The sequence below is a fragment of the Paracoccus spongiarum genome (assembly GCF_030732095.1).
In the GTDB taxonomy this organism is placed as follows: domain Bacteria; phylum Pseudomonadota; class Alphaproteobacteria; order Rhodobacterales; family Rhodobacteraceae; genus Paracoccus; species Paracoccus spongiarum.
Window position 1 is genome coordinate 331,346 of record NZ_JAVAMQ010000001.1, and the last position, 15,666, is coordinate 347,011.

The following is a 15,666-nucleotide window of genomic DNA, read 5'->3' on the forward strand; positions in this document are numbered from 1 at the left end:
GGGGGGGCGCGCGGCCGGCGCCGCGCGCCGCGCCCGTCACTCGATCTCGATCAGCAGGTCCTTGGCGTCGATCTGCTGGCCGGCGCCGACATGCAGCGCCTTGATGGTGCCGTCGCGATCGGCATGGATGCCGGTTTCCATCTTCATCGCCTCGATGGTCAGCAGCAGGTCGCCCTGCTTGACCGCCTGCCCCGCCGCGACCCCGACCGAGGCCACCACGCCGGGCATCGGCGCGCCGAGATGGGCGGGATTGGCGGGGTCGGCCTTGGGACGCGCCGCCGAGCTGCCCGTGACCTTGCGGTTCGGCACGCGGATGCTGCGCGGCTGGCCGTTCAGTTCGAAGAACACCTTCACCTCGCCCTTCTCGTCGGTCTCGCTGAGGGCCTGCAGGCGGATCTCCAGGATCTTGCCGGGGTCGATCTCGGCGGTGATCTCCTGCCCCGGCTCCATCCCGTAGAAGAAGTTTCGGGTCGGCAGGGTGCGGACCGGGCCATAGATGCGGTGCCGGCCCATGTAGTCGAGGAACACCTTGGGATACATCAGATAGCCGTTCAGGTCCTCGTCATCGACGGCCTTGCCCTCCATCTCGGCCGAGACCCTGGCGCGCGTCTCCTCGATATCGACCGGGGCCAGATGCGCGCCGGGGCGGTCGGTGATCGGGGTCTCGCCCTTCAGCACCTTCTTCTGGATCGCCTCGGGCCAGCCGCCCGGCGGCTGCCCCAGATTGCCATGCATCATGTCGACGACCGACTCCGGGAAGGACATCTCCTTGTCGGGGTTCATGACATCCTCGGGCGTCAGGTTCTGCGACACCATCATCAGCGCCATGTCGCCCACCACCTTGGAGGACGGCGTGACCTTGACGATATCGCCGAACATCCGGTTCACGTCGGCATAGGCCTGCGCCACCTCGTGCCAGCGATCCTCCAGCCCCATGCTGCGGGCCTGCGCCTTGAGATTGGTGAACTGCCCGCCCGGCATCTCGTGCAGATAGACCTCGGAGGCCGGCGCCTGCAGGCCGGATTCGAAGGCCGCGTAATTCTCGCGCACGCGTTCCCAGTAGTTGCTGATCGCCCGGATCGCGCCGATGTCCAGCCCTGTGTCGCGCTCGGTCCCGGCCAGCGCCTCGACCACCGAACCCATGGTCGGCTGGCTGGTGTTGCCCGACAGCGCGTCCATGGCGCAGTCGACCGCATCCACCCCCGCCTCGGCGGCGGCAAGGATCGTCGCCCCGCCCATGCCCGAGGTGTCATGGGTGTGGAAATGCACCGGCAGGCCGACCTCTTCCTTCAGGGCGCGGATCAGGATGCGCGCGGCGGCGGGTTTCAGCAGCCCGGCCATGTCCTTCAGGCCCAGGATATGCGCGCCGGCCGATTTCAGGTCCTGCGCCATGCCGACATAGTATTTCAGGTCGTATTTCGCCCGGTCCGGGTCCAGCATGTTGCCGGTATAGCAAACCGTGCCTTCGCAGATCTTGCCCGACTCGACCACGGCATCCATGGCGACGCGCATGTTCTCGACCCAGTTGAGGCTGTCGAAGACCCGGAACACGTCGACGCCGGTTTCCGCCGCCTGGCGCACGAAGAACTGCACCACATTGTCGGGATAGTTGGTGTAGCCGACCCCGTTGCTGGCCCGCAGCAGCATCTGCGTCATCAGGTTGGGCATGTGGCTGCGGATGTCGCGCAGCCGCTGCCAGGGACATTCCTGAAGGAACCTGTAGGCCACGTCGAAGGTCGCCCCGCCCCAGCATTCGACGCTGAACAGCTGCGGCAGGTTGGCCGCATAGCTGGGCGCGACCCGGATCATGTCGATCGAGCGCATCCGCGTCGCCAGCAGCGACTGGTGGCCGTCGCGCATCGTCGTGTCGGTGATCAGCACCCGGTTCTGCGCGGCCAGCCAGTCGGCCACGGCCTGCGCGCCCTTCTCCTCCAGCATGTTGCGGGTGCCGGGGACCGGATCGGCCAGCGGCGCGGGCGGCACCGGAGGCCGCGCCTGCGCCGGCGGCAGGGCCCGGCCCGCCGTCTCGGGATGGCCGTTCACGGTGATGTCGGCCAGATAGGTCAGGATCTTGGTGGCCCGGTCGCGGCGCTTGCGGAAGGTGAACAGGTCGTCGGTCGTGTCGATGAACTTGGTCGTGTAGGTGTCGTTCAGGAAGGTCGGGTGCTTCAGCAGGTTGATGACGAAGTCGATATTGGTGCTGACGCCACGCACCCGGAATTCGCGCAGCGCCCGGTCCATCCGCTTGATGGCCTGTTCGGGCGTCTGCGCCCAGGCCGTCACCTTGACCAGCAGCGAATCGTAATAGCGGGTGATGACGCCCCCCGCATAGGCGGTGCCGCCGTCCAGGCGGATCCCCATGCCGGTGGCGGACCGATAGGCGGTGATGCGCCCGTAATCGGGGATGAAGTTGTTCTGCGGGTCCTCGGTGGTGACCCGGCATTGCAGCGCATGGCCCGACAGGGTCACGTCCTGCTGGCTGGGCGTGCCGGTGGCCTCGGCCAGCGTCGCGCCCTCGGCGATCCGGATCTGGGCCTGCACGATGTCGATGCCGGTGACCTCCTCGGTCACCGTATGCTCGACCTGCACGCGCGGGTTCACCTCGATGAAATAGAACTGCTGGCTGTCCATATCCATCAGGAACTCGACCGTGCCGGCGTTCTGGTATCCGACCGCCTGACCGATCTTCAGCGCCAGCCCGCAGACCTCGGCGCGCTGCTCCTCGGTCAGATAGGGCGCGGGGGCGCGTTCGACGACCTTCTGGTTGCGGCGCTGCACGGTGCAGTCGCGTTCGTAGAGGTGATACAGGCCGCCATGGGTGTCGCCCAAGAGCTGCACCTCGACATGGCGGGCGCGCAGGATCATCTTTTCCAGATAGCCCTCGCCATTGCCAAAGGCGGCCTCGGCCTCGCGGCGGCCTTCGCGGACCTTCTCGACCAGCTCGTCGGGGCCGTTGATCGGGCGCATCCCGCGCCCGCCCCCGCCCCAGCTGGCCTTCAGCATCAGCGGATAGCCGATCTCGGCGGCCTCGGCCTTGATCGCGTCGAAATCCTCGCCCAGAACCTCGGTCGCGGGGATCACCGGCACACCGGCCGCGATGGCCACGCGCCGGGCACTGGCCTTGTCGCCCAGCGCGCGCATGGTCTCGGCCTTGGGGCCGATGAAGGTGATCCCGGCCCTTGTGCAGGCATCGACGAAATCGGGGTTTTCCGACAACAGCCCATAGCCCGGATGGATCGCGTCGGCGCCCGATTCCCTGGCAACCCGGATGATCTCGGGGATCGACAGATAGGCGGCCACCGGGCCCAGCCCCTCGCCGATCCGATAGGCCTCGTCTGCCTTGAACCTGTGCAGGCCCAGCTTGTCCTCTTCGGCGAACACCGCGACCGTCTTCTTGCCAAGCTCGTTGGCCGCCCGCATCACCCGGATCGCGATCTCGCCACGATTGGCCACAAGTATCTTGCTGAACATGCCGTCCCCCTTGGTTCGTCAGGCGGCATCCTTAGCGATGCCGCACCGCAGCGCAAGCGATAGCAGCGGCCCCGGCCCCGCAACCCGGCAGGACGATAAAACATGCCTCACGAATGACCAGAGCCGCGCTGCCCGTGCCATCCCAAGGTGGGGTCGGCGGCCTGCCGATGCAGCCTCTTGCGGCGCAGTTCCTGTTATGTTCACATGTTCCGGTTGCTTTTTCATCCCGCCTGACTATGTGATGCCACTGGTCGGTCAAAGGCTCGCTCATGGAACAGAAGTTCATCGAGGTTCGCGGCGCGCGCGAGCACAATCTGAAAGGCGTGGACATGGACATTCCGCGCGACAGGCTGGTGGTGATCACCGGGCTGTCGGGCAGCGGCAAGTCCAGCCTCGCCTTCGACACGATCTATGCCGAGGGGCAGCGCCGCTATGTCGAAAGCCTGTCGGCCTATGCGCGGCAGTTCCTCGACATGATGGGCAAGCCCGATGTGGACCACATTTCCGGCCTGTCGCCGGCGATCAGCATCGAACAGAAGACGACCTCGAAGAACCCCCGATCAACCGTTGGAACCGTCACGGAAATCTACGACTACCTGCGGCTTCTGTTCGCGCGCGCCGGCACCCCCTACAGCCCCGCGACCGGCCTGCCGATCGAGGCGCAGCAGGTGCAGGACATGGTGGACCGCATCATGGCCATGCCCGAGGGCAGCCGAGCCTATCTGCTGGCCCCTATCGTGCGCGACCGGAAGGGCGAATACCGCAAGGAATTCATCGAACTGCGCAAGCAGGGCTTTCAGCGCATCAAGGTCAACGGCGCGTTCCACGACTTGGACGAGCCGCCGACGCTGGACAAGAAGTTCCGCCACGACATCGACGTGGTGGTAGACCGCATCGTGGTCCGCGAGGGGCTGGAAACCCGGCTGGCCGACAGCCTGCGCACCGCGCTGGATCTGGCCGACGGCATCGCCGTGCTGGAAACCGCCGAGGACGAGCCGCAGCGCATCACCTTCTCCGAGAATTTCGCCTGCCCGGTCAGCGGCTTCACCATCCCCGAGATCGAGCCGCGGCTGTTCAGCTTCAACGCCCCTTTCGGCGCCTGCCCGGTCTGCGACGGGCTGGGGGTCGAGCTGTTCTTCGACGAACGCCTTGTCGTCCCCGACGCGGCGCTGTCGGTGGACAAGGGCGCGATCCTGCCCTGGGCCAAGTCGAAATCGGCCTATCTGACCCAGACCGTCAACGCGCTGGCCAAGCACTACGGCTTTGACAAGAAGACCCCCTGGAAGGACCTGCCCGACGCGGTGCGGCAGATGTTCCTGCGCGGGTCCGGCAAGGACGAGATCAGGTTCCGCTTCGACGATGCCGGCCGCGTCTACGAGATCAGCCGCGTCTTCGAGGGCGTGATCCCCAACATGGAGCGGCGGCTGCGCGAATCGGACAGCCAGTGGGTCCGCGAGGAATTCGAGCGGTATCAGAACAACCGCCCCTGCGGCGCCTGCAACGGCTATCGTCTGAAGCCCGAGGCGCTGGCCGTGAAGATCGCCGGCAGCCATGTCGGCGAGGTGGTGCAACTGTCGATCCAGGAGGCACTGGCCTGGGTCGAGGACGCGCCGAACCACCTGTCGAAACAGAAGAACGAGATCGCCGCCGCGATCCTCAAGGAAATCCGCGAACGCCTTGGTTTCCTGGTGAATGTCGGGCTGAACTACCTGACGCTGTCGCGCGCCGCCGGCACGCTGTCGGGCGGTGAATCGCAGCGGATCAGGCTGGCCAGCCAGATCGGCAGCGGGCTGACGGGCGTCCTTTATGTGCTGGACGAACCGTCGATCGGGCTGCACCAGCGCGACAACGACCGGCTGCTGCGAACGCTGATGAACCTGCGCGACCAGGGCAATTCGGTGCTGGTGGTGGAACATGACGAGGATGCGATCCGCCACGCCGATTACGTCTTCGACATGGGCCCCGGCGCGGGCGTCCACGGCGGCACCGTGGTCAGCCAGGGCACGCCCGACCAGATCGCCGCGGACCCGGCCAGCCTGACCGGGCAATACCTGTCGGGCGCGCGCGAGATCGCGGTGCCGGCGGAACGGCGCAAGGGCAACGGCAGGAAGGTCAGCGTGGTCCGGGCCACCGGCAACAACCTCAAGGCCGTGACCGCGGACTTTCCCCTGGGCAAGTTCGTCTGCGTCTCGGGCGTGTCGGGCGGCGGCAAGTCCACCCTGACCATCGAGACGCTGTTCAAGACTGCCAGCCTGCGCCTGAACGGCGCGCGGCAGACCCCGGCCCCCTGCGAGACGATCAAGGGGCTGGAGCACCTGGACAAGGTCATCGACATCGACCAGCGCCCGATCGGCCGCACCCCGCGGTCGAACCCGGCGACCTATACCGGCGCCTTCACCCCGATCCGCGACTGGTTCGCGGGCCTGCCCGAGGCGAAGGCCCGCGGCTACAAGCCCGGACGGTTCAGCTTCAACGTCAAGGGCGGCCGCTGCGAGGCCTGCCAGGGCGATGGCGTCATCAAGATCGAGATGCATTTCCTGCCCGATGTCTATGTCGAATGCGAAACCTGCAAGGGCAAGCGATACAACCGTGAGACGCTGGAAATACGCTTCAAGGGCAAGAGCATAGCCGATGTTCTTGACATGACGGTCGAGGATGCGCAGACCTTCTTCGCCGCTGTTCCTTCTATCCGCGAGAAGATGGATGCGCTGATGCAGGTGGGCCTTGGTTATATCAAGGTCGGTCAGCAGGCCACGACGCTGTCGGGCGGCGAGGCGCAGCGGGTCAAGCTGTCCAAGGAACTGTCGCGCCGGTCCACGGGCCGAACGCTGTATATCCTCGACGAGCCGACAACCGGCCTGCATTTCGAGGATGTGCGCAAGCTGCTGGAGGTGCTGCACCACCTTGTCGACGAGGGCAACACCGTCATCGTGATCGAACACAATCTGGATGTCATCAAGACCGCCGACTGGATCATCGACATCGGCCCCGAGGGCGGCGATGGCGGCGGCATGATCGTGGCCACGGGCACCCCCGAGGCCGTGGCCGGCATCGAGGCCAGCCATACCGGCCGCTATCTGGCGCCGATGCTGGCCCCCGCGCGGATCCGCGCCGCCGAATAGGGCCGCCCGCCCGGCCGGTCAGAAGGGCCGGTTGAGGCGATAGACGATGCAGCCATCGGCATCGATGCCGGGTTGCCATTCATGCGCCAGAAGCCGCTTGTCTGCTGGCAGCTCGAAATCGGCGCAGAGTCGCAGGTTGTTGCGGTCCAGAACCGTGATCCGATAGGGCGCCCCGGTCGCCGGATCGGCAAGGCGCGGGGTTTCGGGACACAGCGCCGTCGGCCCCAGATCGGCGGTCGCCGCCCCTGCCTCGGTCCCGCGGCATTCGGCCTGCGCGGTCAGCGCGGACAGGTCGGCGCTGCGCATCTGGTCGCGCCGCTCGGCCCGACCCTGCATCGGCCCGCCCGACACCCACAGACCGCCCGCGATCGCCAGCAGCGCCAGGACCGTCAACCCGCGCATGCCCCAGATCCCCGGACGCTCAGCCATCGAGATCGGCCTTGTAGTAGATCAGCACCAGCACCCCGGTCAGCGCGACCAACAGCGCCTTGGCGAGAAAGCGCGCGGTCAGGTCGCCTGAAAGCAGGGCGTGGATCGACGCGGCCAGATCGCCCAGCAGCACAAGCGCGGAGATCAGCACGGTGGCGGCGGCAAAGCCCCGCCGCGCCCGCGACCGCCGCCGCAACTGGTCGTCCGAGAAGCGCCGTGCCAGCCGGTTGTCCAGCACCAGCAGCGCCGGAAGGAAGGCCGCAAGGATCGCAACCCCGCTGCGCATGCGCGCGTGCCACGGAAGGCTGGCCGTCTCGTCGGGCAGCAGCACGTCGATCAGCCCGAAGCCCAGATTGACGGTGTACCAGCAGACCACCGACAGCGCGACCAGCAGCAGCGCGTGCAGCATGGCCTCGCGGGCCGACACATAGGGCCGGGCGCGCGGCACAGGCGGCATCCCGGCGCTGTCATGCCAGCCGGCCAGCCCGCCCTGGATCTCCCGCGGCGACCAGCCGGCCTCTGCCAGCGCCTCGGCGATGGCCGTGCGCTCGCGTCCCGCAGCCAGCGCCGCGCGGATGAATTGCGACAGATCGCCGGTGTCCGTCATCACCCGTCCCCGGTCGTTGCCGGCGCAGATTTGCCCGGCGACGCACAGCTGTCAATCGTCGCCAAAAAATCGGTGCGAGGGCGCATTTCCCCCTTGCACCCCCCGGCGCAGTCCCATAAATCACCGCTCACCGAAGGCGAAACGGCCTCGGGACGGATGCGGGCGTAGCTCAGGGGTAGAGCATAACCTTGCCAAGGTTAGGGTCGTGAGTTCGAATCTCATCGCCCGCTCCAACATCAAAAGGCCGGACCCTCGGGTCCGGCCTTTTGCGTTGGGCCGCGCGGGATCGCATCGACGCGGGCGGCGGTTCTGGCCTGAAGGACGACAACGAAATCTGACTGGCAACGCTCAGGCCAGAACCCGGCTTGATGCACCCACCGCCTGCACAACATCCGCGCCGATCCCCGGACCCTGCGGCCCGGCATCGCGCACTCGTGACCCGGGCGCCGATGCAGGATGCGTCCCGGCAGGGCTGGGGTCAAGATTCATGCTGCGATGCAGCAACAATCATGGCAACGGCGCCACAGCGGCGCGCACCGGATGCGCCGCAGGATCGATCAGATATCTGTTTCTGAACATTTTTCCGCGCCGCATGAACAATTTGACCAATTGCTGCGGCGCGGAAATTTTGCCCGCTGTCAGCCGTCCTGCCGGATGCGCTGGTTCTGAGGGTCGTACGGGCTGTCCTCGGTGACGACGGCATCCCACAGTTCGCGGAACATGCGCAGCTTCAGCCTCGTGCCCGGCCGGGCCAGATCCGGGCGGACATAGCCCATGCCGATCTGCTTGCCGAAGGCCACCGAATACCCGCCCGAGGTCAGCCGCCCGACCTTCTCGCCGTCAAGGAACAGCGCCTCGCGGCCCCAGGGATCGGCGTCGGCGGGTCCGTCGATCAGCAGCGTCACGCAAAGCGACCGGATGCCCTTGGCCTGCATCGCGGCCTTGCCCCGGAACTCCTTCTCCAGATCGACAAACCGGTCCAGCCCGGCTTCCAACGGGGTCGCGTCGCGGCCAAGCTCGGTGCCGAAGGCGCGATAGGATTTTTCCTGCCGCAGCCAGTTCTGCGCCCGCGCGCCGACCAGCGTCAGGCCCGACGGCTCGCCGGCTTCCATCAGCCGGTCGAACAGGTGGTTCTGCATCTCGATCGGGTGATGCAGCTCCCAGCCCAATTCGCCGGTATAGGCCACCCGGATCGCGTTAACGGGCACCATGCCCAGCTCGATCCGCCTGGCCGACAGCCAGGGGAACCGCTTGTTCGACAGGGCGGTCTCGGGCTGCGGGTCGCGGATCAGCCGGGACAGGATCTCGCGCGATTTCGGCCCGGCGATGGCGAAGACGCCCCATTGCGTGGTCACGTCCTGGATGGCGACGTGATCGCCGCCCGCGGCCATGAAATCCTCGGCCGACTTGATCAGGTTGTCGCCGTCGTAATCGGCCCAGGCGCCTGCCGAGACGAGGTAGTATTCGGACTCGGCCAGCCGGACGATGGTGTATTCGGTCCGCGTGGTTCCGGCGTCGGTCAGCGCATAGGTCAGGTTGATGCGGCCGACCTTGGGCAGCCTGTTGGTCGTCAGCCAGTCGAGGAAGGCGGTCGCGCCCGGGCCCTTGACCATGTGCTTGGCGAAGGCGGTGGCATCGACCAGCCCGGCGGTCTGGCGGATCGCCTCGGCCTCGGCCCGGGCATATTGCCACCAGCCGCCGCGACGGAAGCTTCGGCTGGCGTGGTCGTCGAAACCCTCGGGCGCGTAGTAGTTCGGGCGATCCCAGCCGTTCACCTGCCCGAACTGCGCGCCCCGCGCCTTCTGGCGGTCATGGGCGGGCGAGGTGCGCAGCGGCCGCGCGGCTTCGCGTTCCTCGTCGGGATGGTGCAGGATGAAGACGTGCGCATAGCTTTCCTCGTTCTTCTTCACCGCATATTCGGTGGTCATCCACGACCCGAAGCGGCGCGGGTCCAGCGAGGCCATGTCGATCTCGGCCTCTCCCTCGGTCATGATCTGCGTCAGGTAATGGCCGACGCCGCCCGCCGCGGTGATGCCGAAGCTGAAGCCCTCGGCCAGCCACATGTTGCGCAGGCCGGGCGCCGGGCCCACCAGCGGGTTGCCGTCGGGGGTATAGCAGATCGGGCCGTTGAAATCGTCCTTCAGCCCGACCTCTTCCGAGGAGGGCAGCCGATGGATCATCGACATGTATTCCTCTTCGATCCGCTCGAGGTCCAGCGGGAACAGGTCGGCCCGGAAGCTGTCGGGCACCTCGTAGGGGAATCGCGCCGGCGCGCCTTCCTCGTAGGGGCCAAGGATCCAGCCGCCGCGTTCCTCGCGGACATACCACTTGGCGTCGGCATCGCGCAGCACCGGATGTTCGGGGTTGCCCTCGGCCCGCCATTTCATCAGCATCGGGTCGGGTTCGGTCACGATGAACTGGTGTTCGACAGGGATCGCGGGGATGCGGATGCCCAGCAGGCGGGCGGTGCGCTGCGCATGGTTGCCGGTCGCGGTCACGACATGCTCGGCGCGGATCTCGAAGGTCTCGCCCGAGGGGACCAGGTTGCCGCCCTTCTCGGCCATCCTCTCGCAGCTGACGATCCATTCCGATCCCGTCCAGCGATAGCCGTTGACCTGGACCTTGCGCTCGATCGTGCAGCCGGCCATGCGCGCGCCCTTGGCCATCGCCTGCGTCACGTCTGCGGGGTTGATATAGCCGTCCGTCGGGTGGAACAGCGCCCCCTTCAGGTCGTCGGTGCGCAGCAGCGGCCAGCGGTCCTTCATCTGCTGCGGTGTCAGGAATTCATGCTCGATCCCGATGGTTTCGGCGGTGGCGGAGTACAGCATGTATTCGTCCATCCGCGCATCGGTCTGCGCCATCCGCAGGTTGCCGCAGCGGGTGAAGCCAGCGTTCAGCCCGGTCTCGGCCTCGAGCCCGGCATAGAGCCTGACCGAATAGTCGTGGATGTGGCTGGTCGCATAACCCATGTTGAACAGCGGCAGCAGCCCCGCCGCATGCCAGGTCGAGCCGGCGGTCAGTTCGTCCCTCTCGACCAGCAGCGGCTCCCAGCCCGCCTTGGCGAGGTGATAGGCGATGCCGCAACCCACCGCGCCGCCTCCGACGACAAGAACCTTCACATGCGACTTCATCCGGGGCGACTCCTCTGGCCTGTTCCTGCCCGTTACTGCCACGGCCGGTGGCGGGCTGTCCCATCGCCCCGACCATTGGCGGCGAAAAACGACATGCTGCAACGCGGCACTTGTGCGAATCCCTGTCGTGACGCTAGCTTGCGCCCCACGCCGGGGGGCGGGGAGGACAGCCGATGCGGATCTGCCGCAGCAAGCAGGCGATGCGTGACTGCGTGAACGCATGGCGGGCCGAGGGGCAGCGCGTGGCCCTGGTGGCCACGATGGGTGCGCTGCACGCGGGGCACATGCATCTGGTGGCGCGGGCGCGGGACTGGCTGGACACGCAGGGCGGCGGGCGTGTCGTGACCTCGATCTTCGTGAACCCGACGCAGTTCGACCAGCAGGCCGACCTGGACAGATATCCCCGCGACGAGGACACCGACCTTGCCCTGCTGCGGCAGGCTGGCTGCGACGCGGCCTTCCTGCCCACCGTCGCCGACATCTATCGCCCCGGCGCGCAGACCACGGTCGAGGTGGGCGGCCTGTCGCGGATGCTGATCGGCCGGCTGCGGCCCGGCCATTTCCGCGGCATGACGACGATCGTGACCAAGCTGTTCAACATCGTCGGCCCCGATGCCACCACCTTTGGCGAGAAGGACTACCAGCAACTGACCATCGTGCGGCAGATGGTGGCCGATCTGGACATGCCGATCCAGATCATCGGCGTCCCGACGGTCCGCGAGGCCGACGGGCTGGCCATGTCCTCGCGCAATCGCCGCCTGACGCCCGGGGATCGCGCCGCGGCCCCGGTCCTGAACCGGGCGCTGGACACGGGCCAGCAGATGATCGCGGCCGGCGCAGGGCTGGCTGCCGTGCGCCGGGCGATGCGCGCCGTCCTGCGGTCCGAGCCGCGCTGCGAACTGCGCTCGCTGGATATCCGCGATGCGGGCGATCTGTCGCGCATCACCCGCATCGACGGCCCCGTGGTCATGCTTCTGGCCGCCCGCTTTGGCGATGTGCTGCTGATCGACCAGCGCGTCGCGCAACCCTGAAAGGTCCTGCCATGTCCGCCCAGGCGCCCGTCCGCCGCGTCACCGTTCCGCAGATCGCCGGCCGCAAGGGCGCGCCGCCGATCGTCGCGCTGACCGCCTATACCGCGCCGATGGCGGCACTGGTGGACGCCCATGCCGATGTGATCCTGGTGGGCGACAGCCTCGGCATGGTGATCCACGGCCTGCCCTCGACCATCGGCGTCACGCTGGAGATGATGATCCTGCACGGCCAGGCGGTGATGCGCGGCAGCGCCCGCGCGATGGTGGTGATCGACATGCCCTTCGGCAGCTACGAGGAATCGCCCCAGCAGGCCTTCCGCAACGCCGCCCGCGTGATGGGCGAGACCGGCTGCGGCGCGGTCAAGCTGGAGGGCGGGGCGCGCATGGCCCCGACGATCCGCTTTCTGGTCGATCGCGGCATCCCGGTGATGGCGCATGTCGGCCTGACCCCGCAGGCCACGAACGTGATGGGCGGCTTCAGGACGCAGGGCCGCGACGAGGCATCCTGGCCGGCCCATGTCGCCGACGCGGTGGCCGTGGCCGAGGCCGGCGCCTTCTCGGTCGTGGTCGAGGGGGTGATGGAGGGCCTGGCCGACCGCATCACCGAGGCCGTCGCCATCCCCACCATCGGCATCGGCGCCAGCGCGCGCTGCGACGGCCAGATCCTCGTGCTGGACGACATGCTGGGCCTGTCAGGCCGGGTGCCGCGCTTCGTGCGCAAGTTCGGCGATCTCGGCCCCCGTGCCGAGGCGGCCATCGCGGACTACGCCGCCGCCGTGCGCGACCGCAGCTTTCCCGCAGCCGACCAGCTGTATCGCTGAGAGGGTCAGGCGGTCTGCGCCGGCGCCGCGTCGGGCCGATCGTCGAAATCGGCGGTGCGCGCCAGCGGCGACAGCAGCAACGGCACCAGCAGCAGCGCCGCAAGCCCCATGTAGATCAAAGAGAAGCTTGTATGCTCGGCCAGCCAGCCGATGCTGCCCGGTGCCAGCAGGATGCCCGAATAGCCCATCGTGGTCACGACCGACAGTCCGACCCCCTGCGCCAGCCCCGGCACGTTGCCCGCCGCCGAGAAGGCGATGGGCACCATGTTGGCGATGCCGATGCCCGCCACGCCGAAGCCCGCGATGGCCAGCAGCGGCTGATCGGCAAGGCCCGCCAGCCCAAGCCCCGCCATCGCGACCAGCGTGCTGATGCGCAGCGTCCGCACCGCGCCCATCCTCCGCCGCAGTTCGTCGCCGAGAAAGCGCATCACCGCCATCGTTCCCGCGCAGGCCGCAAATCCCCAGCCCGCCAGCGCCAGCGAGGCGCCCATCTCGCGCTGCAGATAGACCGCCGCCCAGTCGAGGATCGCGCCCTCGGGGATCATCGAGCACAGCGCCATCAGCCCGATCACATAGGGCAGCGGGCTGCGCGGCAGGCGCAGCGGCACGGCGGCCGCCTGATCGGCCCCCGGCGCGTCGCGAAGGATGCGCGGCAGCGCCAGCACGAGGCCCGCGGAATAGACCAGCGTGACGATCAGGGCGTGCCCGGTCTCGCCGATCAGGGTGATGACGGCCCCGCCCGCCCCGGCCCCGGCCAGCCCGCCAAGGCTCCAGAAGCCGTGGCAGGACGACATGATCGCCCGCCTGCGCGCGCGTTCGACCGCGACCGCATTGGCGTTCATCGCCACATCCATCCCGCCGATGGCGCCGCCGAACAGCAGGACGGCCGCAAACACCGTCCACAGGCCCGGCGCCAGCGAGATCAGCAGCAGCGTGGGCATGGCCAGCCATGCCGCCAGCCTGACCGCATGGGCCGATCCGCGCCGCGCCGTCAGCGCCCCGAACAGCGGCATGATCGTGACCGATCCGATGCCCAGCACCAGCACCATCAGCCCGGCGACCGCCTCGGAAATCTCGAGCCGCTGCATCAGCGTGGGCAGCTTGGGCGCCCAGCTTCCGACCAGCAACCCGTTCAGCAAGAACAGCGCCGAGACCGCCCGACGCGCACCGGGAAAGGGTGTCACGCGATCCTCACAGCATCGAGGGCACGACCAGGTCCGGTGGCCGGTGGCCGTCGGCATAGGTCTTGATGTTGATCAGCACCTTCTCGCCCATCTCGGCGCGGCCCTCGACGGTGGCGCTGCCCATATGCGGCAGCAGCACGACATTGGGCAGTTCGCGCAGGCGCGGATTGATCTCGTGGCCATGCTCGAACACGTCCAGCCCGGCGCCCGCGATCTCGCCCGCCCGCAGCATCCGGGTCAGGGCGTTCTCGTCGATGACTTCACCGCGCGAGGTGTTCACGACCACCGCCGTCGGCTTCATCAGCTTCAGCCGCCGCGCGTTCAGCAGGTGGAAGGTCGAGGGCGTGTGCGGCGCGTTGACGCTGACGATGTCCATGCGGCTCAGCATCTGGTCAAGGCTTTCCCACCAGGTCGCCTGCAGTTCCTCCTCGATCTCGGGGCGCAGCCGGCGGCGGTTGTGGTAATGGACCTGCATGCCGAAGGCATTGGCCCGCCGCGCCACCGCCTGGCCGATCCGGCCCATGCCCAGGATGCCCAGCCGGCGGCCGCCGACGCGGCCGCCCAGATGCGCGGTGGGCGCCCAGCCGCCCCAGCGGCCGGCCTGCATCTCGGCCAGCCCTTCCGGAATGCGCCGCGTCACCGCAAGGATCAGCGCGATCGCCATGTCGGCGGTGTCCTCGGTCACCACCCCGGGCGTGTTCGTCACCAGCACCCCCCGCTGCCGCGCCGACAGCACGTCGATGTGATCGACGCCCGCGCCGTAATTCGCGATCAGCTTCAGCCGCTCGCCGGCCTGGGCCAGCATGTTGGCATCGATATGGTCGGTGACGGTGGGCACGATCACGTCGCTGTTCTGCATCAGGCTGGCCAGTTCGTCACGCGACAGCTTGCGGTCGTCGTCGCGCAGCACGGCGTCGAACAGTTCGCTCATCCGGGTCTCGACGGTCTCGGGCAGGCGCCGCGTGACCGACACGCGCAGCTTCTGTCTCGCGGGCTGGGTGCTGTGCATCGAAACCTCACTTTCTCGCGGTCCTGTCGGTGCCGCCCTTTCCTTGTCGGGCGGCTTTTGGCAAACTGCCCCCGTTGCGGGGCAGGCACAAGACCCCACGAGGAGGCCGTGAAATGCAGCCACCGGATCGGCAGCGCGCGACCGGCGCGCAGGGCTTCGGGGTGCAGGTCATGGCCGGGCAGGCGGACAGGGCAGGCCCCTGGCCGGATCAGGCAGGATTGGACGACGAATGAAGATCAGCGCGTTGACGGGCCGGCGCATCGGGGCCGCGGCGGTTCTGGCGACCGGGCTTGCGATCGCGCCGCTGGCGGTTCTGGCCGCGGTCGGCGGCCCCGGCGGCGCCGTCAGCCCCGGCGGCGATGCGCCCCGCGGCGAGGTTGCGCGGATCATCCGCGTGCAGGCAGACGACGCGGGCGCGACCGAAGGCGGGGCGCGCGGCGCGGTCACCAACCTGCCCCTGCCCCGCTATGTCAGCCTCAAGGGCAGCGAGGGGAATGCGCGGCGCGGCCCCAGCCTGTCGCATCGCATCGACTGGGTGTTCCGCCATGCCGGAATGCCGCTGCGCGTGGTCGCCGAGTTCGGCCACTGGCGGCGGGTCGAGGACAAGGACGGCGCCGGCGGCTGGGTGCATTACGCGCTGCTGTCGGGCGTCAGGACCGCCCTCGTCACCGAGGACATGGTCGAGTTGCGCAGCCGTCCCGACACCGGTGCCGACATCGTCGCGCGGGCCGAGATGGGGGCGATCGTGCGGCTGGGCGAATGCAATCGAGACTGGTGCCGCATCGCGGGCGGCGGCCAGCGGGGATGGGTGCCCAAATCGGTGATCTGGGGGGTCGATCCCGGCGAGATCCGCGACTGACC

10 protein-coding genes and 1 tRNA gene are annotated in these 15,666 nt (G+C 68.2%); 5 read left to right on the top strand and 6 right to left on the bottom strand.

What is annotated here, in order from left to right:
- Nucleotides 1-36: 36 nt before the first annotated feature.
- Nucleotides 37-3,471 (bottom strand): pyruvate carboxylase, encoded by a 3,435-nt coding sequence (locus tag Q5Y72_RS01700; protein ID WP_305961681.1) that lies wholly within the window; start codon nucleotides 3,469-3,471, stop codon nucleotides 37-39.
- Between the two features lie 269 nt (nucleotides 3,472-3,740).
- On the opposite strand from Q5Y72_RS01700, the gene uvrA reads away from it, so the two are divergent.
- Nucleotides 3,741-6,593, top strand: coding sequence for an excinuclease ABC subunit UvrA (gene uvrA, locus Q5Y72_RS01705; protein ID WP_305961682.1), 2,853 nt, complete (start codon nucleotides 3,741-3,743; stop codon nucleotides 6,591-6,593).
- 18 nt (nucleotides 6,594-6,611) lie between these two features.
- Here the strand turns inward: uvrA and Q5Y72_RS01710 are convergent, their stop codons facing one another.
- The gene (locus Q5Y72_RS01710) at nucleotides 6,612-7,022 is read right to left on the bottom strand and encodes a hypothetical protein (protein WP_305961683.1); all 411 of its coding nucleotides are present in this window, start codon (nucleotides 7,020-7,022) and stop codon (nucleotides 6,612-6,614) included.
- A complete protein-coding gene (locus Q5Y72_RS01715) occupies nucleotides 7,015-7,629 on the bottom strand; it encodes a DUF5671 domain-containing protein (protein ID WP_305961684.1) in 615 nt (204 codons plus the stop codon). The genes Q5Y72_RS01710 and Q5Y72_RS01715 overlap by 8 nt, the downstream gene beginning before the upstream one ends.
- A gap of 158 nt (nucleotides 7,630-7,787) precedes the next feature.
- On the opposite strand from Q5Y72_RS01715, the gene Q5Y72_RS01720 reads away from it, so the two are divergent.
- Nucleotides 7,788-7,862: transfer RNA gene (locus Q5Y72_RS01720), tRNA-Gly, on the top strand.
- A gap of 405 nt (nucleotides 7,863-8,267) precedes the next feature.
- Here the strand turns inward: Q5Y72_RS01720 and Q5Y72_RS01725 are convergent.
- Nucleotides 8,268-10,760, bottom strand: coding sequence for a GcvT family protein (locus Q5Y72_RS01725; protein WP_305961685.1), 2,493 nt, complete (start codon nucleotides 10,758-10,760; stop codon nucleotides 8,268-8,270).
- Nucleotides 10,761-10,933: 173 nt separating this feature from the next.
- Between Q5Y72_RS01725 and panC the strand changes: the two genes are divergently transcribed.
- Both panC and panB read left to right on the top strand, forming a co-directional pair.
- Nucleotides 10,934-11,791: a pantoate--beta-alanine ligase gene (gene panC, locus Q5Y72_RS01730; protein WP_305961686.1), complete on the top strand. Its 858-nt coding sequence runs from the start codon at nucleotides 10,934-10,936 to the stop codon at nucleotides 11,789-11,791.
- 11 nt (nucleotides 11,792-11,802) lie between these two features.
- Complete coding sequence (gene panB, locus Q5Y72_RS01735) at nucleotides 11,803-12,612, top strand: 3-methyl-2-oxobutanoate hydroxymethyltransferase (RefSeq protein ID WP_305961687.1); 810 nt, start codon at nucleotides 11,803-11,805, stop codon at nucleotides 12,610-12,612.
- 5 nt (nucleotides 12,613-12,617) lie between these two features.
- On the opposite strand, the gene Q5Y72_RS01740 is transcribed toward panB, so the two are convergent.
- Both Q5Y72_RS01740 and Q5Y72_RS01745 read right to left on the bottom strand, forming a co-directional pair.
- A complete protein-coding gene (locus Q5Y72_RS01740; RefSeq protein ID WP_305961688.1) occupies nucleotides 12,618-13,796 on the bottom strand; it encodes an MFS transporter in 1,179 nt (392 codons plus the stop codon).
- Nucleotides 13,797-13,803: 7 nt separating this feature from the next.
- Nucleotides 13,804-14,805 carry a 2-hydroxyacid dehydrogenase gene (locus tag Q5Y72_RS01745; protein ID WP_305961689.1) on the bottom strand — a complete coding sequence of 334 codons (1,002 nt, stop codon included), beginning with the start codon at nucleotides 14,803-14,805 and terminating at the stop codon, nucleotides 13,804-13,806.
- 229 nt (nucleotides 14,806-15,034) lie between these two features.
- On the opposite strand from Q5Y72_RS01745, the gene Q5Y72_RS01750 reads away from it, so the two are divergent.
- Nucleotides 15,035-15,664 (top strand): SH3 domain-containing protein, encoded by a 630-nt coding sequence (locus Q5Y72_RS01750; protein ID WP_305961690.1) that lies wholly within the window; start codon nucleotides 15,035-15,037, stop codon nucleotides 15,662-15,664.
- The last annotated feature ends 2 nt before the right edge of the window (nucleotides 15,665-15,666 follow it).

What these genes read in the sequence shown, in the direction of transcription:
- Q5Y72_RS01700 (WP_305961681.1), bottom strand. Translation starts at nt 3,471, where the DNA reads ATGTTCAGCAAGATACTTGTGGCCAATCGTGGCGAGATCGCGATCCGG.
- uvrA (WP_305961682.1), top strand. Translation starts at nt 3,741, where the DNA reads ATGGAACAGAAGTTCATCGAGGTTCGCGGCGCGCGCGAGCACAATCTG.
- Q5Y72_RS01710 (WP_305961683.1), bottom strand. Translation starts at nt 7,022, where the DNA reads ATGGCTGAGCGTCCGGGGATCTGGGGCATGCGCGGGTTGACGGTCCTG.
- Q5Y72_RS01715 (WP_305961684.1), bottom strand. Translation starts at nt 7,629, where the DNA reads ATGACGGACACCGGCGATCTGTCGCAATTCATCCGCGCGGCGCTGGCT.
- Q5Y72_RS01725 (WP_305961685.1), bottom strand. Translation starts at nt 10,760, where the DNA reads ATGAAGTCGCATGTGAAGGTTCTTGTCGTCGGAGGCGGCGCGGTGGGT.
- panC (WP_305961686.1), top strand. Translation starts at nt 10,934, where the DNA reads ATGCGGATCTGCCGCAGCAAGCAGGCGATGCGTGACTGCGTGAACGCA.
- panB (WP_305961687.1), top strand. Translation starts at nt 11,803, where the DNA reads ATGTCCGCCCAGGCGCCCGTCCGCCGCGTCACCGTTCCGCAGATCGCC.
- Q5Y72_RS01745 (WP_305961689.1), bottom strand. Translation starts at nt 14,805, where the DNA reads ATGCACAGCACCCAGCCCGCGAGACAGAAGCTGCGCGTGTCGGTCACG.
- Q5Y72_RS01750 (WP_305961690.1), top strand. Translation starts at nt 15,035, where the DNA reads ATGAAGATCAGCGCGTTGACGGGCCGGCGCATCGGGGCCGCGGCGGTT.